The organism is Rhizobium sp. R634 (assembly GCF_002211305.1).
Lineage (GTDB): Bacteria > Pseudomonadota > Alphaproteobacteria > Rhizobiales > Rhizobiaceae > Rhizobium.
The window spans coordinates 158,751-180,793 of the sequence record NZ_LOKW01000002.1; the positions used below are offsets into that span (position 1 = coordinate 158,751).

Sequence of the window (22,043 nt, forward strand, 5' to 3'; positions counted from 1 at the left end):
GGCGAAAAAGCCGGTTTCAGCTGCCGGTTCTCTCCATCCGTTCCCGCTCGACCATTGCGGCGGCGAGCAGTTTCTGGAAGCGCGGATCGTCGCGGATGTTGTCGAGATCGGAATCGTTGTCGAACCATTTGATATGATAGACGGAGCTGTTCGGCAGCAGTTTCTCGAGCAGGTCGATCGCCTGGTCGACGTCGCCAAGGACGGAGTGAACGCAGGCGAGATTATACTGCGCGACGATGTCATCCGGATCGATGGCGATTGCGCGCGCGGCCCAGTCGCGCGCTCTCGCGGCATCGCCGAGATGGGCAAGCGCCAGCGCACCGCGATGGGCCGGGCCGGAATTTTCCGGATTGAGGTTCAACGCGCGTTCGGCACGCAGGAGGCCGAGGCGCGCCCAGTTTTCCGTATCCACGAGGCGGCCGAGCGAGCGGTAGGCGGCCATCAGATGGATGGGCGAGACGTAGTCGTCGGGGCGAATTTCAGCGGCGCGGGTGAAATATTGGACCGATTCGGCAAAGTTGCCGCGCATGAAGAAGAACCGGGCATAGTGGAAATTTGCCTCGAAGAGGTTCGGGTCGAGCGTCAAGGCACGTTCGAAGGCCGCCGCCGCCCGATCGTCATAGCTGCTCTGGTGCAGGGCCAGACCGTGCGAGGCATGGGCCTCGGGAAGATCGGGATCGAGTGCGAGCGCGCGGGCGCTCATATCAAGGATGCGCCTCAGCGGCACATCGTCGGGCGCCCAATCGCGGATCGCAGCGTCGCAATCGGCGATGCCGGCATAGGCGCGGGCATAATCCGGATCGAGCTCGACCGCCTTGCAGAACATGCGTCTTGCCAGCTGGAGGTACGACTTCGTCCAGGTGTGGGAGAGCTGGCGGCCCCTGAGATAGTAAGTATAGGCTTCGACATTGGCGGTCGGCTCGTTGGCGATCGCCTTCTTCTCTTCCGGCAGCAGGCGCACTTTCAGCTGGCCGACGATCGCATGGGTGATCTCGTCCTGGATGGCGAAGATATCGGTCAGGTCGCGGTCGTAACGCTCGGCCCAGAGATGGTCGCCATTGGCGGTGTCGATCAGCTGGCCGGAGATGCGCACGCGTTGGCCGAAGATGCGCACGCTGCCTTCGAGCACGTAGCGCACGCCGAGCTCCTGGGCGAGCCGCTTCAGCTTCACCGATATGCCCTTGTAGGTGAAGATCGTGTTGCGCGGCACGACGTGCAGGCTCGAGATCTTCGACAGGTCGGTGATGATGTCTTCGGTAATGCCGTCGGAGAAATAATCCTGATCGGCATCGCCGCTCATATTGGTGAAGGGCAGCACGGCGATGAAGCAGGTATTGCGGTTCTGCGCGACCAGCTTGGCGGAGGAGGGCGGCGCCAAGCTGACGGTGTAGACCTGAACGGGCTGCCTGATGTTCTTCAGCATGTGTTCGCCGATGAAATCAAAGCCGAGATTGAGACGCGACCCGACCTGATCGCGGACCGAGCCTGATACGGCGATGCCGCCCGGCGCTGCGATGCGCTCGAGTCTGGCGGCGAGGTTGACGCCGTCGCCGAATATGTCGCCGTTTTCGACGACGACGTCGCCGAGATTGATGCCGATGCGGAATTCGACGCGCTCGTCCTTGGGGACGTTCTCGTTGCGGGCCGACATGCTGCGCTGGATTTCGGCGGCGCAGGCGACTGCATTCACGACGCTCTGGAACTCGGCCAGGATGCCGTCGCCGGTGAGTTTGACGATCCGGCCCTTGTAGTCCGAAATACGAATGTCGACCAGTTCGCAGCGATGGCGGTTCAATGCCTGCAGCGTGCCTGATTCATCGATGCCCATCAGTCGGCTGTAGCCAACGACATCCGCGGCGAGAATAGCGCTCAGTCGTCGTTCCATGACCCCTCCCATGGATCTTCCCAGTTTAGTCCTAGCTTTTTATAGAGTTTTTGTCGCGTAGAGTCGTCCCCCGAATAAGAAGATTCGGGCGGTTTCGACGTTTTGACGCGGAAGCGCACCCTATATCGTCGCCAATCTTCATCAATACTCTAAACGGGCGAAGGTCGATGTTAAGCCATAATCCTTTATGGTGAGAAGTGACTTGCTGTGAGGCAAGGGGGTGTTTTTTCTTGCGGGATTTGCTTTCGGCGTTTGCCCTGACATTCGCGCCCTACGTGTCTGCGCACGTTCCGATGCAATGACACAGGCGGTTTCGCCTGGTTCCTGCGCCCTTGCTCCTCCCGGCAGGCTCGGGCATTGTTGCGGCATGAGGAGAATATTCATCTTGCTGCTGGCGTTCTGGCCGGGTTTTGCCCTTGCCGATCAGGCCTTCTATCCGTCGAAATCGGGCAAGGCCGATGCGCCGGTGCTGACGGTTTATTCCTCGCTCGACGAGCCCCTGGCGCAGCCGATGATCCGCGGGTTCCAGGAGGCCAATCCCGACGTTGCAGTCAGATATGAGGACATGCTGACCGGCGACATCTACGACCGGATCGTCAAGGAGACGGATGCCGGCAAGAAAACGGCCGATTTTGCCTTCTCTTCGGCCATGGACCTGCAGGTGAAGCTTTCCAACGACGGATATGCGCAGGTGAGCAACCTGCCGATGAGCGCCGCATGGCCGAAATGGGCGAACTGGCGCAATACCGCCTATGCGCTGACCTTCGAGCCGGCGGTCTTCGTCTATCACAAGCCGAGCTTCGCGCATGAGCCGGTGCCGAGTTCGCGGGCCGAACTCGTGGATTATCTCAAGCGCAAGGGCAACGCGGTCTATGGCCGGATCAGCACTTACGACATCGAGCGTTCCGGCGTCGGATTTCTCTTCATGGCGCGCGATCAGGAGCAGTTCGGCGATATCTGGTCGGTGATCGGGGCGATGGGAGCGGCGGGCGTCAAGCTTTATTCGACCAGCTCGGCGATCCTCGAACGCGTCGCCGACGGCCGCTTCGTGCTCGGTTATAATATTCTCGGCTCCTATGCCGCAGACTGGGCCTCGCGGCATCCCGATGTCGGCATCGTGCTGCCGAAGGACTATACCGTGGTGATGTCGCGCATCGGGCTGGTGCCGCAGGCGGCTGCCGAGCCGGAACTCGGCCGCCGCTACCTCGCCTTCTTCATGTCGAAGGAAGGGCAGACAATTATGGCGCGCGAGCTACAGATCCCGGCCGTCAGCCCCGAAGTGGCGGGCGAGAATACAGCCAATACGCTGCAGGAACTGCTCGGTGCCCAACTTCGGCCGGTGCCGGTCAGCCCCGGGCTGATGGTCTATCTCGACCAGGTGAAGCGGGCGCGGCTGATCGCGCACTGGAACGAGGTTCTCAGGGCGCAATGAAGCGTGTCAGCTTTCGGCGGCTTCGTCTTTTCCGCAAGGTTTGGCGTAGAGCCAATATTCGTAGAACATAGGCTTCTCCAGGCTGAATGGGTTTTCGCCCTGCCAGGCGCCGACGGTATAGTCCGGACCGGCGACGCTCTGCTTTCGACCGTCGGGGAGCTTCATCTGGAAGGGCACTGCCGGAACCTCCGCCGTCAGCTTCAGCCCTTCGGGCAGGCCGAAGCCGGTTGAGCTGAAAGGGACCGGTCCGGAATGGGCGTGCGCGCCGATGGGATATCCCGCCTGGCGCAGCAGGTCAGGGAAATACAGGTGATCGATCAGGTCGCCGTCGAAGCGGATGTCCAGTTCCTGCCAAAGCCTGGTGAAATGCCCGCCTTCGAGTGCGCTTTCATCCTGCCCATCTTTCGGCACGCTCTGCCATGCCGCGCCAAAGGGGGCGGAATTCTGCAGCATCGACAGATCCGCCGCGCCGAAATAGCCGATCACATTGTTCAGATGGTGAAACTGGCTGAAGCGATTGCGCTTGCTGATCGGCCCTCTCAGCATCCATGAATTGTTGAAGACATAGTGCGGGCCGACCGCTTCGTGTTTTTTGGGAAATTTGAAAAGCTGGCCGAAATTGCGATCGTCGTCATCGGGGCCGGGACGGTGTCGGTTCCAGCCGAGATTGCCGTAAATATAGAAATAGCCGGATCGCCGCATCTCCAGCGAAAAAGGCATGTAGCAGTCGACGAACCTGTTGCCGCTCAGCGTCCAATTCCAGGCATAATCCTCCGCCTCGACGGCGTTGTCACGGATGCGGACGAACCAGTTGTTTTCGATGATGATGTTGCGGCAGAAATCCTCCACCGTGGAATCGGATGCGTCGTTGAAGAAATGAATGCCGTTGAAGGCGTCGAGAATGACGTTGTTGCGCAGAACGACATAGCCGGCGATGGTCCAGGCACGAAAGAAATCGCCGTCGAAACCGCGTTCGTCCTTCTCGACGTTCACATAGCTGTTGGTATCCTCGATATTGCCGTGGACCTGGCCCCATGAGGTTTTTCGCCAGAGCCTGCAATCATCGAGATCGAGCGCGGCCTCGACCGCGCCGGTGTTCCTGATGGCGGCAAGATCCGCTTCGCCGCGGGACTGCAAATCCTGTATCCAGTCACAATCCTCGATCAGAAGATGGCGCGTGTATGGCCCGGCCGCGCCGATGGCGATCGTGCTGCCGCGGATATGCAGGCGGCTGAGCGTGATATGCTGGCAATTGTCGAGGTAGATTGCCGTCGGCCAGCAGCCCTCGAACGAGAGGTCCTCAATGACGACCCACTGACAATTCCGCAGTACCAGCGCTGCATCGTCGGCAAGGTAATAAATCCCGGGGAAGCGGCCATTGGCCTCCTGTATCGCCGAAAGGCGGTTGGCTGCGCCGCGGTAGTCTTCATAGGTTCTGCCGCCGTCGATGACGGCGCCCTTGCCGCGGATCACCACCGGCTGCTGCTGCGAGCCGCTGACCGAGGAAAGTACGAGCGGCGTCACGTACCGTCCGCTTTCCAGCGTCAGGGTCGTGTCGGGCCGCAATGATCGTATGTCGTCGTAGATCCGATCGGGATTCGTGTGCGCGCAGCGTGACATGGCGTTCTCACGGCTATCGATGAAATAAAGGCCTGCAACAACAGAGATAAAGGGAAAGCAAAACCCTGGATTGATCAAGATCTACTTGATCGAGAAGGGCGAGTGCGAGCGATAAATCGAGCGGGAAGGAGATCCACTCGTCTGGTGATGGGATCAGGTTTTAGAGTCCAGCGCCTGCCAATTACGGCAAAAAAGTGGCCTCTGCTTCTGGATATCTCGCCGATGTCAGCTAGATGACAGGTTGTTGTGGTGGCTTTGGCTACTTCTTCTCCGTGGAGGCGGAGAGCTGAAGCCTTGGGAGGAATTTCGCTCGTCACTCAGGACAATCGTGTCCATTGGCCGGCCATCCCTTCCGATTCCCAGAGAACAACAGGCGGTTACTCAGCCGCCCACGGAGGACATCGTGAAGCATACGTTCATTGCAACCCTTTTCGCAGCCGCCATCGCGCTGCCGGCCTATGCGGCCGACTACACCATCATAGCCCCGGCCGCTCCCGGCGGCGGCTGGGACCAGACGGCCCGTTCGCTCCAGGCTGCGCTGCAGCAGGAGAAGATCTCCGGCAACGTTCAGGTCCAGAACGTTCCCGGCGCCGGCGGCACCATCGGGCTGGCGCAGTTCAGCAGCCAGGCTGCCGGCAATCCGAATTCGCTGATCGTCGGCGGCTATGTCATGGTCGGCGCCATCCTCACCAACAAGTCGCCGGTGACGCTCAAGGATGTCACGCCGATCGCCCGTCTGACCGGCGAATATGAAGCCATCGTCGTTCCCGCCTCGTCCGATATCAAGACCATGGCCGATCTGGTCGCCATGCTGAAGAAGGATCCGGGTTCGGTTTCCTGGGCTGGCGGCTCGGCTGGCGGCACCGATCACATCGCCGCCGGCCTGATCGCCAAGGCTTCCGGCGTCGACCCGACGAAGATCAACTATGTCGCCTTCTCCGGCGGCGGTGAAGCGCTCGCCGCCATTCTCGGCAACCAGGTTACAGCAGGTGTTTCGAGCTACAGCGAGTTCGAATCGCAGGTGAAGGCAGGTATGCTCCGTCTTCTTGCCGTTTCAAGCGACAAGCGCATCGACGGCGTCGATGCCCCGACCCTGAAGGAAGCCGGCACCGATGTCAGCATCCAGAACTGGCGCATGGTCGCCGCGGCCCCAGGCCTGTCGGACGACGAGGTTGCCGCGATCACTGCCGATTTCGAGAAGCTGCACAGCTCGGCAACCTGGCAGGAAACGCTGAAGACCAAGGGCTGGGCCGACACTTACCTTTCCGGCGACGCCTTCAAGGCGCAGCTCGAGAAGGACGTCTCCGCCACCGAAGGCATTCTCAAAGAGATCGGACTTGTTCAATGAGCGAGGATAAGACCTCCTCGGCAAGCGAGCGCCGCCCTGATCGGGCGGCGTTCATCATTGCCGTTTTCCTCTTCGTCATCGCGGGCGTGATGGCCTGGGATGCATCGCATCTGAAGACGATCGCGCAATATGCCCGCGTCGGTCCGGCAACGGTGCCCGAGGTGGTGGCGTTCGGGCTCTTCTGTCTTGGCATCTGGACCGTCGCCGAAGCCTGGCGCGGGGAGTTTCCGGAACGTGAGACGCAAGAAGTGGCACCCGTCATCTGGATCGTCGCCGGTCTCGCCTGTCAGATGCTGCTCCTGCGCGTTGCCGGCTTCTCGATCGCGACAGGCGTGCTGTTTGCGCTGACGGCACGCGGCTTCGGCAAACGCAAGCTGTGGATCTCGCTGCCGATCGGCATCGCTTTCAGCTTCGTCGTCTGGGCGATCTTCTCGCAGCTGCTGCAGCTGACGCTGCCGGCCGGCCCGCTCGAACGCTTGTTCTTCTGACCGCGCGGGACGCGCTGTCAGCTCTTTTGATTTTTCGCGGCGCCCGATTGCGAACGCACGGCCGGGAACGCCGCCTGGGACACCAAGATGAGCACATTCGAATTCCTATGGCAGGGAATCCTGGTTGCGATGCAGCCGATGAACCTGGTTTACGCGCTGATCGGCGTGACGCTCGGTACCGCCGTCGGCGTTTTGCCCGGCATCGGTCCGGCACTCACCGTGGCGCTGCTGCTGCCGGCCACCTACAAGCTCGATCCGGGCGGCTCGCTGATCATGTTCGCCGGCATCTATTACGGCGGCATGTATGGCGGTTCGACGACGTCGATCCTGCTCAATACGCCGGGGGAAAGCGCCTCGATCGTCACCGCGCTCGAAGGCAACAAGATGGCGCGCGCCGGACGCGGCGGACCGGCGCTCGCGACGGCGGCAATCGGCTCCTTCGTCGCCGGTCTCATCGCCACGCTCGGGCTCGCCTTCATCGCCCCCTATATCGTCAAGCTGGCCCTGGTCTTCGGGCCGCGCGAATATTTCGCGCTGATGGTGCTCGCCTTCGTTACCGTTTCCTCTGCCTTCGGCGACTCGGCGCTGCGGGGCCTGACCGCGCTCTTCATCGGTTTCGCGCTTGCCATGGTCGGCATCGACCAGCAGACGGGGCAGGCCAGGCTTTCCTTCGGTATCCCCGACTTGCTCGACGGCATCGAGGTGACGACGCTGGCGGTGGCGATGTTCGCGATCGGCGAGACGCTCTATATCGCCGCGCAGGGCAAGCGCGTCGCCGACCAGGTGGAGGCGGTCAAGGGTTCGCTCTGGATGAACGCGCAGGACTGGGCGCGCTCCTGGAAACCTTGGCTGCGCGGCACCCTGATCGGCTTCCCGATCGGCGCGATGCCGGCAGGCGGCGCCGAAATCGGCACCTTCCTGTCCTACTCGACCGAAAAGCGGCTGGCGAAGAACCCGGAAGAGTTCGGCCATGGCGCGATCGAAGGCGTGGCCGGCCCCGAGGCGGCGAACAACGCGTCCGCCGCCGGCACGCTGGTGCCGCTTCTGACGCTTGGCCTGCCGACGACCGCGACGGCGGCGATCATGCTCGCCGGCTTCCAGCAATACGGACTGCAGCCGGGGCCGCTGCTGTTTGCCACCAATCCGCAGCTCGTCTGGGGCCTGATCGCCAGCCTGCTCATCGCCAATGCGATGCTGCTCGTCCTGAACCTGCCGATGATCGGGCTCTGGGTGCGGCTGCTGACCATCCCGAAGCCGTGGCTCTATGCGGGCATCCTGCTGTTTGCGACGCTCGGAACGATCGGCGCCAACCCCTCGGTGTTCGAGCTCGGCATGCTGCTCGCCTTCGGCCTGCTCGGCTATGTGATGCGGCTCTTCGGCTATCCGATCGCGCCAGCCGTCGTCGGCCTGATCCTCGGGCCGCTTGCCGAACAGCAGCTGCGCCGCGCGCTGGCGATCAGCCAGGGTGACGTCACGACGCTGGTGATGTCTCCGATCGCGGCAGGCCTTCTCATCGTTGCGGCGGCCGCCTTCCTCATTCCGCTGATCCTGCGCATTCGCGGCAGGGGCCAGGTGCTGTCGCAGCTGGCGGCGAACGAAGACTAGCGTATAGGCCGGCAATCGTACCGGTTGTCGGAAAGGATTATGCGCCCGTTAAAATGATGGGGCGTCCCTAGCGCGTCCTGCCGGACACGCGGGCGCTTTATAAAAGACGACCTTACCCCTGCCTCGAGGCTGGCCATGGAAACATGCGCCGGCCTCTTCTTTTTGCATGGCTGAGGTGAATTTCCGTGCATTGTGAATCCGCATGCGCACTGCCATCTATGAGTGGTCGATCAAAGAGCAAGAGGAAAAAGGACAATGTCCACCATCCGCAATTCAATCCATGCAGGCTTCCTGGGCCGCGCGTTTGCCGCCATCAGCGCCGCAAATTCCGTGAGCGCCGCTGTCGAGGCTGGCCGCCGTCCGCGCGCCCGCGACCTCAAGGAACTTGGCATCGACCCGGCCTCCTTCGGTCAGGTCATCCGCTAAACCTTTCCAGGCATGCATGAATGAAACAGCCCGCAACCGGTTGGTCGCGGGCTTTATTTTTGTCCGGATGACAGCCGCAGCGCTAAAGCCTGTGGCGATCGCAAAACCGTTGAATGGTTTTGCGCGACGCGCTCCGGCCGTTCCTCGTCAGGCGTGCAGTTCTTCCCGCCCGCCGGTATGATCTTCCGCCCGTTCCCGCTTGTTGTAGCGGATGGAGGACCAGAGGGAGAGGCCGATCAGGATCGCGCCGCCGAGGCCGGTGATCACCTCGGGAATGTGCACCAGGGTCTGTGCATACATGATCACCGAGAGGATCAGGATGGCATAGAAGGCGCCATGTTCGAGGTAGCGGTATTCGGCGAGCGTTCCCTTCTCCACCAGCATGATCGTCATCGAGCGTACATACATGGCGCCGATACCGAGGCCGATGGCGATGACGAACAGGTTCTGGGTGAGCGCGAAGGCGCCGATGACGCCGTCGAAGGAGAAGCTGGCGTCCAGCACCTCCAGATAGATGAAGGCGCCGAGACCGCCCTTGGCGGCAGCGCTCATCGTCTGCTGCGAAGCATCGAGCAGTTCACCGACGACCTCGACCGCGAGGAAGGTGAGCAGGCCATAAATGGCGCAATGGACGAAGATGCTGGCTTCCTCGCCGCCGATCAGCCAGGAGAAAACAAGCATCAGCGCCAGCACGAAGGCGATTTCGATGCCCCTGATGGTCGCCGAGCGCGCCATCACCTTTTCCAGGCCGCGAAGCCAATGGATTTTCTTCTCGTGGTCGAAGAAGTAGCTGAGGCCGACCATCATCAGGAAGGTGCCGCCGAAGGCCGCGATGGGCAGATGCGCATCGTTCATGATGCGGGCATATTCCTCGGGTTCGCGAGCGGCCAGAACCAGAGCGTCCCAGGGGCCGATCCGTGCCGCGATCGCGACGATCGCCAGCGGAAAGACGATGCGCATGCCGAAGACGGCAATGATGATGCCCCAGGTGAGGAACCGTTTCTGCCAGACCGGCGTCATTTCCTTAAGCTTGTTGGCATTGACGATGGCGTTGTCGAAGGAGAGCGAGATCTCCAGCACCGCAAGCACGGTGCAGATGAAGAAGACGGTCGCCATGCCGCCGATCGTGCCGGTGGTCTGCCAACCGAGCACAGCGCCGAGAATGAGCCCGAGGGCCGTGACGATGAAAGCCCAGCGGAAATAGCCGAGCGAGGACTTATCGGTCTGAGACTGCTTCATGGCCGCACCTCGCGGCCGCAAAGTTTGTTGGAAGAGGTAGAGATAGTGGAAAAACGCAACATACCACAAAGGGCATGCTGACGAGGCATGGTGAGCTTTTTCATCGATGAAAAATCCGCCGGCTGAGCTGCAGGCGGTACCGACATCACGAGAGCGCCGTAAAAACTCTCGCCAGAGGGGCCCGGCACCAATGTTCCCCATAGCCGATGTCTGGAGGCTGCGGGATAGGCCCTAGGTAATGAACTTCCCAAACCAGTCAAGGCCAATCGCGACATACAGATCGGCAATTTTTTGGGAACCATCCGGCCCGCCGCCCGTTAGGCCCTGGTTGAGCTTAAAGGAGGCCGATGATGCACACTTCGACCCATATCCCCGACAAACGCACGGAAGCGTCCGACCGCATGAAGCGGGCAAGGCCGAACCGCATGCAGAAGGCGCAGGTGCTGCCGCCGCATCATGTCGACCTGACCCTGACGCCGGGCGTCATCCACGACATTCATGTCCCGGCCCATGTCACCGGCGCGGACCTCTCCAAGGGCGGTCCTGATATCAAAAGCAAGAAATGAATGGTTTTCCGGAATCTCTTCGGCACTTCGGCGGTAATTTGGAACAGGATGAGAAGCCTATGAGTGTGAACTTTGTGCCCCGCGATATTTTCATCAGGCACGAGAATGAATGGAAGGCCGTCCGCGAGGCGGCCGACGAGCGCATCGATATCGGCAAGCGCCAGAAGCCGCTGACGGCGCCCATCATTCGTTCGGCATCGGGCGGGAAAAACGATCCTTCAACCGTACGGTCCGAATGACGAGCAGATCAGTCTAACCGCATGATCGCCCGGCATGATGCCGGGCGTTTGCTTTTCTAAAGCACGTCGCGATCTTTCAGATTCGCTCCCCGTGCTTTAGGCCTTTATTTTCTCGCGTGCCGTTATCGCAAAACCGCGCACACTTTTGCGCGACACGCTCTATTGTCGCCCGTCCCGATCGACGCGCTGCCCGGAATTATAGCCGAGCCACTGTTCGAGCTTACCGAAGGCGAAGAGGACGCAAATGGCGGCAAGCGTCGTGAAGAAGGCGACCGGCCAGTAGCCGAAGCCCATGGCAAGGCCGATCGCGCCGGAGAGCCACATGCCGGCACCCGTCGTCAGCCCGTGGATCCGGCCCCTTGCAAAGACGATCATGCCGGCAGCCAGGAAAGCGACGCCAGCCGTCACGGCTTCGATGACGCGCAGTGGATCGATGCGAACCTGCTGGACATCGGCAAATCCCGGCATATGCACGGCCTCGATCGAGATGATGGCGAAGAGGGCGGCGGCAAGGCTGATCAGAATATGCGTGCGGAAGCCGGCAGGGCGGTCGCGCGCTTCGCGTTCGAAGCCGATGAGGCCGCCGAAGACGACGGCGCCGAGCAGACGGGCAAAGATGACAGGATAGTGGATGCGCGATGCCGGTATCATGTCGGCGATAATGAGATCCATGGAAATTTCCTCGGGGCATATCGGATTTTCGCTGGCTAACGTCTGAACGCGGGATTTGTTCGGCTTTTCCCCGCCAGCGTTTCCACTTCTGCGCCGACGTCTGCGATCCAGCCCGGCTGTTCGAGGCAGCGATCGGTGGAGGAGGCGTCATCCTTTCGCCGCGCCAACCTTTCGGAAAGGATTGGGCGGCGATAATCCCGGCCTCACGGGATTCGGACAGATGGCCAAGACAGCAACACGCGGCCGCCGCAAGGCGCCGGCGAGAGGAAAGAGCAAGGCACGCAGCGGCGGTGGCGGGCTGTTGCCCTGGACGGTGATCGGCATTGCCGCGATTGCCGGCATTGCCGCCTATGACAATTGGAAGAGCATCAAGCCGATGCTCGCCAAAGAGCCGGCTGCTGCGATACGCGAAATCACGGACGCGAAGCCCGCCGTCAGGAAGGATGTGCCGCCGAAGCAGGTGGCGCTCGCCGCGCCGGCACCGAAAGCGGCACCTCCGCCCGCTCAGCCGTTGCCGCCGGCAGCCATTCCTACGCCGACCGCCCAGCCGGTAAAGGCGACGCCGTCCACTCCTTCTCTCGGGGCCTCGGAAACCGGGACGGCCGCCTTCGGCTATTGCGGACAGGGCGCGCACATCAACTGCGTCGGCGACGGCGGCGTCTTCTGGTATAAGGGCGAAAAGATCGTGATCGCAGACATGGCAAGTCCGATCGTCGACCGGGCGCGCTGCGATGACGAGCGAAGGGTGGCCTTTGCTGCCAAGGCGCGTCTGCTGGCGCTTTTGAACGCCGGACCCTTCAGCATGAATGCGGCGGGTAAGACCGATTCATCAGGGGCGCCGCGCGTCATCTCGCGCGACGGGCGCTCCTTCGGGGCGCAGCTGATCAACGAGGGCTTGGCGCGCAAGCCCGGAACCGCCGGCGGCGCATGGTGCGCCTGACGGCGACTACTTGCCTTTTTTGACCAGCTTGCCGCCGGTGCGGAAGCTGCCGGCGAAAGAGGAATCCTTGCTTTCGGCGGTGCATTCGATCGCGATCGGCTTGCCGGCATAGGGATTGCCAAAGGTGCAGAAGCCGGCGACCTTGACCTGGCCCGTCATCTTGTTGCCGACACCTGTCGTGACGAGGCTGAGCGGCAGGCGGGCATTGCCGTTGGAGGCGGGCTTGATGCCGCTGCCATCGCCCTGGAAGCCGAGCGCCTTGCCGTCCGAGGTGAAGATGAATGTCACCGAGCCGTTGACCAGGGTGACGCTGGCAAGTTCGTTCTTGCAGCCCTTGGTCGCGTCGAACTTGGCGACGACAAGCTTGGCGCATTTGCCGGAAAGCGTGATGACGCCGGGCGCACCCGGAAAGGTCTCGGCAGGAGAAGCTGGTGCTGCAAAGGCCGGTACGGCGAAGGCGGAAAATATTGCGGCGGCGGCAAGCGCGGATAATTTCATTTCGGTCTCAAACCCCATGTCCTGGCGAGGCGAATCATTGCCTCATCCTTGATTCGCCATGGCATGGTTCTGTGTCCGAATTTGGCTCCGCCATTCCCGCGGCATAAGATTCTCACCGGCTGAGAGGCGTTCGGCGATCGACGGCAGATGGGTGAGAAGCCCGTTGAGCTTGCTGGCTGGAAGGTCCAGCGATGGCGTAGACCGTCAGGTGTCGACAACAGGCCGGCGTGACACGACGGTGGCAAGGCACTCGTCGAGCGCCTGCCGTCTTGAATGCACTGTCTGACCGGGGGAATGGGTCCAGGCAGGGAAGTCCAGACCCATTCTTTCCCGATCGGAGGTCAGTCGGATCAGGAATTTGCGACTGCCGGTCTAGCCGGCAGCCTTTTTATTAGAACGCGCGCTGCAGGCGGAAGTAGCCCGAAGTTACGTCTGAAGCGTTGTCCGGATCGAGGTACTGAACCGAAACCTTGGCCGAGAAGTTGTCGACGATCTGGTAGTCGATCGTGACGCCGGCCTTCCAGGCGTTGACGTCGTCGTTGAACTCGCCAGCGGTGATGCCGTAGTTGTCGTAGTACTGAACAGCCGGGGTGATCTTCAGCTTGTCAGTCGCCTTGATGGCGTATTCGGCAGCAACAGCCCATTCAGCCTTGTTGTAGTAGGCGTTCGGGTTGGATGCGTAGACGACTGCGAGGCCGAGCGTGCCCGGACCAACGGCAACCGTACCCATAGCGCGGACGGCGCCTTCTTCGTTGTCGGTGTCGTAGCCAGCCGTGATCTGATAGCTGAAGATGCCGGCCTTGCCGCCGAGGCCGACGGCAACGCCGACGTTGTTGGCGGTTTCGCCGTTGTAGAACGGGCTGTCTTCCAGCTCGTCAACGCTGATGCCGGCGTAGAAGGCGTCGGTTTCGTACTGATAACGGATGGAGTTATGCAGCGTGACCGGAGAACCGATATCGTCGGTTTCACCCGAGAGGCCATCGTCCCACCAGCTGTAGAAGAGGCCGGCGCGGAAGCCGGCGATGTCGATGTAAGCGGAATCGAGCTGGGCCTTCTGGGCCGAGGCGTTGTCAGCATTGAACTGCATGACGATGACGCCGGTCAGCGGACCGTACTCGGTGTCGCTCTTTGCGGTGAACTGAACCTGGCCGCGCGTACGGGCGTCCCAGTCGGAGTCGTTGGGAACAGAACCGCCGCCGCCGGCGCCGATCGAGCTGGCGTTCGGAGCAACGTCAACCTGGAAACGGATGTAACCGTTGATCTTGAGGCAGGTTTCGGTGCCCGGGATGTAGAAGTAGCCGGTGCCGTAAGCGTCGCAGACGCGGACATATTCAACCGGTTCCGGCTCGGCAGCGACGATAGCGTCAGCAGCCTGAGCGCCGGATACTGCTGCGAGAGCAGCAGCGGAGCCGAGAAGAAGGCTCTTGATGTTCATGGATAACCTCCAGTTCAAGTGCAAAAGGATGAAGACCGTTGCCATCGGCAGTCCCTACGGATCTTCATCCCGTGTGATCGAAGCGGCCCCTTTTTATCGGGTGCCTGCCTCGCCGCGGAAGTTACATAAGGGATGTTGCGTCGCAATAAGCATATCGATCATGACAGCAGGCCGGCATAGCTATGTTGCTGAAATAACACGCGTTTTGTCACAAACTCGTCATCTGTTCGTCACAAACCCGGCGCCTCCTGATGCGGGACCAACGCGGGGCTGAAGCTTGAAAACGCTAATGCAAGTGACGGGCGTGTGATCATGTCCGCATGTACTGCTACGCCGTCGCCGTGATCTGCGCGATCCAGGGATGGCTCATAGGTAACAGCGATGAGCATTGATCGAAGCGCCGCAAGCGGCACTGAGGACCGCGGCGCTTTCGTTATCTGCTTTTTATCGATTTGCCGTGGTGCGGAAGCTACCGGGAGAGAGGAGTGGCGACGACCAGCTCGGCGCACTTGCGGGAAGAGTAATGACCGGGCGCGCCGGGAAGTGTCTCGGACGTGGAGGCCGGCGCAGCAAAGCCGGCAAGACGAGGACGGCGGAAACAAGGGCCGCGGGTGCCGGGAGGAAAAATCTCCTACCCTCTGTCTGCGCGGCGAACCGGCCGTGTGCTGGAAGGTCAACGGCGACCGAACACCTGTGCCCGAGAATTCACTCCAGGGTGGCTTCCTTGCGGGCAACATTGCCGCTCACATCAATGTCACTGCCCAACATCGCGCTGCCGGTCAGATCGACACCGTAGTCCAGGAGATTCTGACGCGTCAAATGAAGCATAATCCGGCCGGCCTGCTCGACCGGCCTGCCACGCATATGGGAGACGACGTACTCGGCCGTGACGGGGTAGCGTCCCTCAGGAAGGCTGACACCCTTTGCGAGGGAAATCTTGTCGTTGGAAACCACAAGAGTTTTGCGTCGTTTGATGACCTGGGCCAAGTCTAACTCCCACTGGGGGCAGGTGTATCACACCCGCAAGCCGCGATGTAAAAAGGCCTCTCGATTTCTCGAAAGGCCATTGCTTTTCAGCGAATTAGGATGGTGGGCGTGACAGGGATTGAACCTGTGACCCCTACGATGTCAACGTAGTGCTCTCCCGCTGAGCTACACGCCCATCCGATGGCGGCGCATAGATCACAAAACCTTTGGAGCCGTCAATAGGCTTTTTTCAGTTTTGTGACGCGCCGGCCGGCAAGCCTTACGCGGCAAGCATTTTGTTGACCTCGTCGACGAGATCGCGCAGGTGGAAAGGCTTGGAAAGGACCTTGGCATCCTTCGGCGCCTTCGAATCAGGGTTCAGCGCCACGGCGGCAAAGCCAGTGATGAACATCACCTTGAGGTCGGGATCGAGCTCGGTGGCGCGGCGCGCCAGTTCGATGCCGTCCATTTCGGGCATGACGATATCGGTCAGCAGCAGGGAGAACGGTTCCTCGCGCAGCCGGTCATAGGCGCTCGCGCCATTGTCGTATGAAAGGACCTTGTAGCCGGCCTTTTCGAGCGCTTTCACCAGGAAACGGCGCATATCGTTGTCGTCTTCGGCGAGAAGTATCTTCTGAGTCATCAATCCAGACCGCTGATCAATAGGTTTTGGGTGGGCTGCCAGCCGTTTACACTAGTCTTTGCCCGGTAAACAACCGGTGAATTGCCTGTGCGTGATCGTCATCCCTGCTACATAGTATGGACTTGAGGGCGGGCAACTGGCAACATGGGCGAAGCAGTCAGTTCATGACATGGTAAAGAGGGCCAGAAGTGCCGGAAATACGCGAATACGAGCTTTTTGAGGTACATGAGCCCGTGTCGCAGACCATTCCTTTCGTCTACAATTCCCCTCATAGCGGCCGCATTTATCCACCGGAATTCATCGCTCAGTCCAGGCTCGAAGGCATTGCCATCCGCCGGTCCGAGGATCATTACGTCGACGAGCTCTTCGGTTCGGCCGTGACGCTCGGTGCGCCGCTGCTCGTGGCCAACTTTCCGCGCGCCTATCTCGACGTCAACCGCGAGCCTTATGAGCTCGATCCGCGCATGTTCGACGGGCTGCTGCCGCCCTATGCCAATGTCAACTCGCTGCGCGTCGCCGGCGGGCTCGGCACCATTCCGCGCATAGTCGCCGAGAATATGGAGATCTATGCGCGGCGCCTGCCGGTGCAGGAAGGTCTCGACCGGGTCGAAGCGGTCTATAAGCCCTATCATGCAGCGCTGCGCCGGCTGATCGCGCGAACGCATGTGCAATTCGGCTTCGGCGTGCTAATCGATTGCCACTCGATGCCCGGCAATGTGCGGGTGGCCGGCTGCACCGGGCGGCCCGATTTCATCATCGGCGATCGCTACGGCACCAGCGCCTCGGCCGAACTTTCACGTGCGGCCATCGCCATCCTCGAGGAAATGGGCTTTGCGGCGATCCGCAACAAACCCTATGCCGGGGGTTTCATCACCGAACATTACGGCCGGCCTTCGCGCGGGCTGCATGCGCTGCAGATCGAGGTGAACCGGGCGATCTATGTCGACGAGGTGACGCTGGAGAAACGCGACGATTTCGCCGCGGTGGCCGGAGCGGTGACGGCCTTCATGCAGCAGATGGCGGATTACGTCGAAAAGTTCGCCGGCGACCGGGCGCTGGCCGCCGAGTAAGCGTCTTTCTCGATTTTGGCGATATTTGTGTGGCCTTCGTCTTTGCGGCCAAAAAAGAACCGCGCTCGTGAGCGCGGCTAAGTCTAGGGAGGAAACACCCAAGGAGGGTATTTACAGTCAGAAGACTGTACTGAAAAAGCTACTATTGCATTGCACAAATGTCAAGCAATATATTGCGTTGCGATATCTTTGAGCAATTAGACTGAAATTGCCTCTCGCATTTGCATTCCCGTTGCTTTTCGCTATGAAAAGCGCCATTCCCGCCAGCCAAACGGTGTCCTCATGCTTCCTGACCGCTCGTTCTTCAATCGTCTGGCGGAGGCCGCCAAGGCCGAGACACTGCCGCGTTTCCGCTCCGGCCTCGATGTCACCAACAAGCTTTCCTCCGGTTTCGACCCGGTGACGGAAGGCGACCGGGCGGCCGAACTCGCCATCCGGGCGCTGATCGAGGAAAGTTTTCCCGACCACGGCATTCTCGGCGAGGAGCACGGCAATGTCGGGCTCGACCGCGACTATGTCTGGGTGATCGACCCGATCGACGGTACGCGCGCCTTCATCTCAGGCCTGCCTGTCTGGGGCACGCTGATCGGCCTTCAGAAGCAAGGCCGGGCGGTCATGGGCATGATCGAACAGCCCTTTACCGGCGAACGTTATTTCGCCGATCAGAACGGCTCGATCTATATTGGGCCGGAAGGCGAGCGGAGGCTCACGACGCGCCAGTGCGAGGCGCTGTCGAACGCTATTCTATTCACCACCTCGCCGCATCTCTTCGCCGGCGAGGAGATGGAGAAATACCGGGAGATCGAAGGCCAGGTGCGGCTCTTCCGCTACGGCTGCGACTGTTATGCCTATGCGCTGCTTGCCGCCGGCCATATCGATCTGGTCGTCGAAAACGGTCTCAAGCCCTATGACGTCGGCGGCATCATTCCCGTTATCGAAGGCGCGGGCGGCATCATCACTACCTGGGACGGCGGGCGGCCGGAAAACGGCGGCTCGATCATCGCCGCCGGCAGCCGCGCAGTCTACGATCAGGCGATCGCCATCCTGCAGCGCAGCTGATCCACAGTCTTTGAAGCCGCATCCATCTCACGTGCCGAGGGCAGCGACATCCTGGCTTTCTTCGGCATCGCTGCCGGGAATGAAGGCATGGAAGGCGGCGAGTGCGGCGGCGCGGTAGATATCCCGTTCCTGGAAGATCTCATGGCGGGCGCCGTTGATCGGCACCAGCTGGCCAGCGCGGAAGTAACGCGAGAGCCGTTCCTGTGCCGTATAGGGCACGACGCCATCGCGCGTCGGGGCGATGACGATGGTCGGGATGGTGATCGAGAAGAGATGACTGGGCGAGGTGACCCGATCCATGGTGCGGAAGGCTTCGATCAGCCAGCGGGCCGTCGGCGGGCCGAGCGTCAGTTCCGGATGCGCCTTCATCATTGCGACATTGCGCTCGAAACGGGTTTCGTCCGAGGTCAATGGATTGTCGCGGAAATCCGGCTCCTTCAGCTTCGAGGTCAGCGGCACGGAACCGAGGCCGACAGCCGTCAGCGTTCCGGCAAGCCTGCGGATGACGCGAGGCGAGGCTGACTGGCCGGTCAGGCCGATGAAGGGGGCGGACAGGACCATGCGATCGATGCGGGTGGCGAGATAGGGAGCCGCCGACAGTGCGATCAGCCCGCCTGTCGAGTGGCCGAGCAAATAGAAGGGCAGGCGGGTATCCGGCAGCACCACCTTTTCGAGGAAGGCATCGAGATCGCGCTCGTAATCGGCAAAGCGCCTTATATGGCCGTGATTGCGGCGCTTTAGCAGCCGCGACGAACCGCCCTGGCCGCGCAGGTCGAAGGTCGCGACCCAGAGACCTTTGGCCGTGAAGTCGCGGATCGTCTCGAAATATTTTTCGATATATTCGTTGCGGCCGTGGATGATGACGACCGTGCCCTTGGCGACCTGGGCGCCGGAGCGGAAAACGGCGTAACGCAGCCGGTGACCGTCATGGGTTTCGAAGAACCCTTCCGTGCGGTTTTCCGGGGCGGGATTGTCGGGCGTCGAATAGAGAACCTGATCCATGACTTGCCAATGCGCCGCTGCTGACTGCTTCGCACTCAGGGATAGCGCATGGCACCCGGCTTGGAAAGCGGCGGTGTCCGGAAGCGCGCTCCGTGAAAAAGGGCCGGCAGGAGCGTGAGGGCGCTCGCGGCCGGCCCAAGTCAAGGCTGAAGAAGAAGGGACGATGCACTTCAGCCGCCGGGGCCAGTGTCACCCGACATCATCATTTCTAGGCAGGCCTGCCTGAACGCGTTCCGAACCGGCCGTTCATGCGCGGTTCACGGCCGATCGCGGCGATTTCGGAAAGGTCTTGAACTCCTCAAATCCCATCACCATCTCCTTCCTGCGGGTGCCAAAAGGGCCTGCGCAACCGTCCCGGAGCCGCCAAAGATGGGGTTTCAGGGGCATTTATCGCAACACGTCGCTTCCACAGGAGGACATCATGCGTCACGTAGACTTCTCTCCCCTTTATCGTTCGACGGTCGGTTTCGACCGGCTCTTCACCATGCTCGACAGCCTTGCCCAGCCGGAGCAGGCGCAGACCTATCCGCCCTACAATATCGAGCGCACCGGTGAAAACACCTATCGCATCACCATGGCAGTCGCCGGTTTCGACGAGACCGAACTTTCGATCGAAGCCCATGCCAACGTGCTGTCCGTGAAGGGTGAAAAGAACGAGGACACCGCCGAAGGCGGCGAATTCCTCTATCGCGGCATCGCCAAGCGCACCTTCGAGCGCCGCTTCCAGCTTGCCGATCATGTCGAGGTGACCGCCGCTTCGCTGAAGAACGGCCTGCTGCACATCGACCTTCTGCGCAACATTCCCGAGGCTATGAAGCCCCGCAAGATCGCGATTGCCGCAGAACCGGTCGAGGCTCCGAAGGCCATCGAGGCGCAGGTCATCAACGGCTAATCTTTGTCCCTCATGGGAAATGGACGGCGCTCCGATCGGGGCGCCGTTTTTGTTTCGGCTTATGCCGGGCTGGCGGCATCCTCGATCTGCTGTTCCGTCGCGCGGCGGGCCGCTGCGGCGGCGTATTTCTGGGCGATGACGGCACAGGCCATGAGCTGGATCTGATGGAAGAGCATCAGCGGCAGAACGATCGCACCGATCGACTGGCCGGCGAAGATGACGTTCGCCATCGGCACGCCGCTCGCTAGGCTCTTCTTCGAGCCGCAGAAGGTGATGGTGATTTCGTCGGCCTTGTTGAAACCCAGCCTGCGGCTGCCGAACATCGTCAAAAGAACGACGAGCGCCAGGAGCAGGATGTCGGCGAGGATGACGACGGCAATGTCGGCGAGCGAGAAGGTGTGCCACAGCCCCTCGACCACGGCCGTCGAGAAGGCGAGATAGACGACCATCAGGATCGAGCCTCGGTCGACGGGCATCAGGATTTTCTTCTTGGCGCGGATCCAGTCGCCGATCCAGGGCTGCAGGATCTGGCCTACGATGAAAGGGGCGAGCAGCTGCAAGAGGATCTGCTGAAGCGCGTCGAAGGAGAAGCCTCCATGGCCGCCGACGGAAAAGAGCAGGCCGACGAGCAGCGGCGTCAGGAACATGCCGAAAATGTTGGAGGCCGAGGCCGAGCAGATGGCAGCAGGCACATTGCCGCCCGCCATCGAGGTGAAGGCGATCGACGACTGTACCGTCGAGGGCAGCACGCAGAGAAAGAGAATGCCGAGATAAAGCGGCTGCGGCAGGATGCTGTCGGGAATGAAGCCGAGCCCGAGGCCGAGCAGCGGGAAAATGCCGAAGGTCGTCAGCAGGATGACGAGATGCAGGCGCCAGTGCAGCAGGCCAGCAATGACGACGTCGCGCGAGAGGCGGGCGCCATGCAGGAAGAACAGCGCCGCGATGGCAAGGTCGGTGGCGACGCCGAAATACGCCGCAAAGCTGCCGCTCGCCGGAAACAGCGAGGCGAGGATGACGGTGCAGATGAGCAGGATCGTGAACGTATCGGGCAGAAAACGGCGCATGGCGGTCTCGCGGCAATAGATAGCCATTGTTCTATCGCCCATTATGATCCAGGATGCAAGGAATAACAGTTATCGCGAAACTGGATTCCAATGCTCGACCTCTCGCAATTGCGCAGCTTCGTCGCCGTCGAACAGATGGGCAGTTTCACGCTTGCCGCGGAAAGGCTGGGCCTCGGGCAATCGACGGTCAGCCAGCATATCCAGCGGCTGGAAGCGACACTCGGGCGCAAGCTGCTCGCGCGCGATACGCATAGGGTGATGCTGACCGGTGACGGCGAGGCTCTGCTGTCGCATGCGCGCTCCATGCTCTCGATCGAGGGGCAGGTGCAGTCCCTGTTCAAGAGCAACAGCCTGCGCGGCAGCCTGCGGCTCGGCGTGTCGGAAGATTTCGTCACCAGCCAGTTGCCGGCGGTGCTGGAGGATTTCGTTCGTTCGCATCCCTCGGTCGACCTGGAACTGACGGTGGCGCTCTCGGGTGTCCTCTATGAGATGCAGGACAATGGCGAGATCGACCTGGTGCTCGCCAAGCGCCGGCTCGGCGATGCGCGCGGAAAGCTCGTTTACCGCGAGCCGCTCGTCTGGCTGGCGCGCGATCCCGAACATGTTCTCGCGTCCGGCCTCCTGCCGTTGATCGCCTTTCCGCCGCCGAGCGTGACGCGGGCGATCGCGCTGGAGGCGCTCGGGCGAAACGGCGTGGCGTGGCGGATCGTCTGCACCTGCGGCAGTCTCAGCGGATTGACGGCGGCGGCGCGGGCCGGGATGGGTGTGCTGGTGCAGCCGCGCAGCATGGCGCCGTCCGGGCTGAAGGAGATCGCGGCGGGAAGATTGCCGGTGCTGGAGGACGTCGAATTCGTTCTGGTGCCGCGCAAGGGGGCGGACCAGGCGCTGGTCGCCGCACTGTCGGAAGATATTCTGCAAAAAGTGAGACGGCCGAAGTCGGCGTGACGCCTTTCC

Annotated in this window: 22 protein-coding genes and 1 tRNA gene; 12 read left to right on the forward strand and 11 right to left on the reverse strand. The window is 61.4% G+C overall.

Translation table 11 applies throughout. From position 1 onward, the window contains the following. Positions 1-16 precede the first annotated feature (16 nt). The gene (locus ATY77_RS04970) at positions 17-1,885 is read right to left on the reverse strand and encodes an adenylate/guanylate cyclase domain-containing protein (protein ID WP_088686379.1); all 1,869 of its coding nucleotides are present in this window, start codon (positions 1,883-1,885) and stop codon (positions 17-19) included. A 385-nt stretch (positions 1,886-2,270) separates the two neighbouring features. On the opposite strand from ATY77_RS04970, the gene ATY77_RS04975 reads away from it, so the two are divergent. Then, complete coding sequence (locus ATY77_RS04975) at positions 2,271-3,317, forward strand: ABC transporter substrate-binding protein (protein ID WP_088677856.1); 1,047 nt, start codon at positions 2,271-2,273, stop codon at positions 3,315-3,317. A gap of 6 nt (positions 3,318-3,323) precedes the next feature. On the opposite strand, the gene ATY77_RS04980 is transcribed toward ATY77_RS04975, so the two are convergent. After that, positions 3,324-4,937 carry a right-handed parallel beta-helix repeat-containing protein gene (locus ATY77_RS04980; RefSeq protein WP_088686380.1) on the reverse strand — a complete coding sequence of 538 codons (1,614 nt, stop codon included), beginning with the start codon at positions 4,935-4,937 and terminating at the stop codon, positions 3,324-3,326. Positions 4,938-5,340: 403 nt separating this feature from the next. Here ATY77_RS04980 and ATY77_RS04985 point away from each other — a divergent pair, with 403 nt between their 5' ends. The 4 genes from ATY77_RS04985 to ATY77_RS32755 all read left to right on the forward strand — a co-directional run bounded on the left by ATY77_RS04985 (position 5,341) and on the right by ATY77_RS32755 (position 8,804). Further along, positions 5,341-6,285, forward strand: coding sequence for a tripartite tricarboxylate transporter substrate binding protein (locus tag ATY77_RS04985; RefSeq protein WP_088677857.1), 945 nt, complete (start codon positions 5,341-5,343; stop codon positions 6,283-6,285). Next, positions 6,282-6,773: a tripartite tricarboxylate transporter TctB family protein gene (locus ATY77_RS04990; protein WP_088686381.1), complete on the forward strand. Its 492-nt coding sequence runs from the start codon at positions 6,282-6,284 to the stop codon at positions 6,771-6,773. Before ATY77_RS04985 ends, ATY77_RS04990 begins: the two co-directional genes overlap by 4 nt. Before the next feature lie 87 nt (positions 6,774-6,860). Beyond that, positions 6,861-8,378, forward strand: a complete 1,518-nt coding sequence (locus tag ATY77_RS04995) for a tripartite tricarboxylate transporter permease (RefSeq protein WP_088677859.1) — start codon at positions 6,861-6,863, stop codon at positions 8,376-8,378. Positions 8,379-8,633: 255 nt separating this feature from the next. Continuing rightward, entirely contained in the window at positions 8,634-8,804 is a 171-nt protein-coding gene (locus ATY77_RS32755) for a hypothetical protein (RefSeq protein WP_088686382.1), read from the forward strand. A 147-nt stretch (positions 8,805-8,951) separates the two neighbouring features. On the opposite strand, the gene ATY77_RS05005 is transcribed toward ATY77_RS32755, so the two are convergent. Continuing rightward, complete coding sequence (locus ATY77_RS05005) at positions 8,952-10,043, reverse strand: DUF475 domain-containing protein (RefSeq protein WP_088677861.1); 1,092 nt, start codon at positions 10,041-10,043, stop codon at positions 8,952-8,954. 347 nt (positions 10,044-10,390) lie between these two features. Here ATY77_RS05005 and ATY77_RS05010 point away from each other — a divergent pair, with 347 nt between their 5' ends. Both ATY77_RS05010 and ATY77_RS05015 read left to right on the forward strand, forming a co-directional pair. Further along, entirely contained in the window at positions 10,391-10,609 is a 219-nt protein-coding gene (locus ATY77_RS05010; protein WP_171049242.1) for a hypothetical protein, read from the forward strand. A gap of 59 nt (positions 10,610-10,668) precedes the next feature. Continuing rightward, positions 10,669-10,848, forward strand: coding sequence for a hypothetical protein (locus ATY77_RS05015; protein ID WP_088686383.1), 180 nt, complete (start codon positions 10,669-10,671; stop codon positions 10,846-10,848). A 159-nt stretch (positions 10,849-11,007) separates the two neighbouring features. On the opposite strand, the gene ATY77_RS05020 is transcribed toward ATY77_RS05015, so the two are convergent. After that, the gene (locus ATY77_RS05020) at positions 11,008-11,520 is read right to left on the reverse strand and encodes an MgtC/SapB family protein (RefSeq protein WP_088686384.1); all 513 of its coding nucleotides are present in this window, start codon (positions 11,518-11,520) and stop codon (positions 11,008-11,010) included. 220 nt (positions 11,521-11,740) lie between these two features. Between ATY77_RS05020 and ATY77_RS05025 the strand changes: the two genes are divergently transcribed. Beyond that, complete coding sequence (locus tag ATY77_RS05025) at positions 11,741-12,460, forward strand: hypothetical protein (RefSeq protein WP_088686481.1); 720 nt, start codon at positions 11,741-11,743, stop codon at positions 12,458-12,460. A 6-nt stretch (positions 12,461-12,466) separates the two neighbouring features. On the opposite strand, the gene ATY77_RS05030 is transcribed toward ATY77_RS05025, so the two are convergent. The 5 genes from ATY77_RS05030 to cpdR1 all read right to left on the reverse strand — a co-directional run bounded on the left by ATY77_RS05030 (position 12,467) and on the right by cpdR1 (position 16,002). Continuing rightward, positions 12,467-12,958, reverse strand: a complete 492-nt coding sequence (locus ATY77_RS05030) for a hypothetical protein (protein WP_245310099.1) — start codon at positions 12,956-12,958, stop codon at positions 12,467-12,469. A gap of 391 nt (positions 12,959-13,349) precedes the next feature. After that, complete coding sequence (locus ATY77_RS05035; protein WP_088686386.1) at positions 13,350-14,393, reverse strand: porin; 1,044 nt, start codon at positions 14,391-14,393, stop codon at positions 13,350-13,352. Positions 14,394-15,098: 705 nt separating this feature from the next. Continuing rightward, positions 15,099-15,380, reverse strand: coding sequence for a hypothetical protein (locus ATY77_RS05040; RefSeq protein WP_245293745.1), 282 nt, complete (start codon positions 15,378-15,380; stop codon positions 15,099-15,101). 100 nt (positions 15,381-15,480) lie between these two features. After that, a tRNA-Val gene (locus ATY77_RS05045) sits at positions 15,481-15,555 on the reverse strand. An 84-nt stretch (positions 15,556-15,639) separates the two neighbouring features. Beyond that, positions 15,640-16,002 carry a response regulator CpdR1 gene (gene cpdR1, locus ATY77_RS05050; protein WP_003542883.1) on the reverse strand — a complete coding sequence of 121 codons (363 nt, stop codon included), beginning with the start codon at positions 16,000-16,002 and terminating at the stop codon, positions 15,640-15,642. A gap of 188 nt (positions 16,003-16,190) precedes the next feature. On the opposite strand from cpdR1, the gene ATY77_RS05055 reads away from it, so the two are divergent. Together ATY77_RS05055 and hisN are read left to right on the forward strand one after the other, a co-directional pair. Then, entirely contained in the window at positions 16,191-17,072 is an 882-nt protein-coding gene (locus ATY77_RS05055; protein WP_088686387.1) for an N-formylglutamate amidohydrolase, read from the forward strand. A 282-nt stretch (positions 17,073-17,354) separates the two neighbouring features. Beyond that, positions 17,355-18,131, forward strand: a complete 777-nt coding sequence (gene hisN / locus ATY77_RS05060) for a histidinol-phosphatase (RefSeq protein WP_088686388.1) — start codon at positions 17,355-17,357, stop codon at positions 18,129-18,131. A gap of 27 nt (positions 18,132-18,158) precedes the next feature. On the opposite strand, the gene ATY77_RS05065 is transcribed toward hisN, so the two are convergent. Beyond that, complete coding sequence (locus ATY77_RS05065) at positions 18,159-19,133, reverse strand: alpha/beta hydrolase (RefSeq protein WP_088686389.1); 975 nt, start codon at positions 19,131-19,133, stop codon at positions 18,159-18,161. Positions 19,134-19,554: 421 nt separating this feature from the next. Between ATY77_RS05065 and ATY77_RS05070 the strand changes: the two genes are divergently transcribed. Continuing rightward, on the forward strand, positions 19,555-20,025 hold the full coding sequence (locus tag ATY77_RS05070) for an Hsp20 family protein (RefSeq protein ID WP_088677870.1): 471 nt from the start codon (positions 19,555-19,557) through the stop codon (positions 20,023-20,025). Positions 20,026-20,084: 59 nt separating this feature from the next. On the opposite strand, the gene ATY77_RS05075 is transcribed toward ATY77_RS05070, so the two are convergent. Next, a complete protein-coding gene (locus ATY77_RS05075; RefSeq protein ID WP_088686390.1) occupies positions 20,085-21,131 on the reverse strand; it encodes a bile acid:sodium symporter family protein in 1,047 nt (348 codons plus the stop codon). 48 nt (positions 21,132-21,179) lie between these two features. Here ATY77_RS05075 and ATY77_RS05080 point away from each other — a divergent pair, with 48 nt between their 5' ends. After that, positions 21,180-22,034 carry a LysR family transcriptional regulator gene (locus ATY77_RS05080; RefSeq protein WP_088686391.1) on the forward strand — a complete coding sequence of 285 codons (855 nt, stop codon included), beginning with the start codon at positions 21,180-21,182 and terminating at the stop codon, positions 22,032-22,034. The last annotated feature ends 9 nt before the right edge of the window (positions 22,035-22,043 follow it).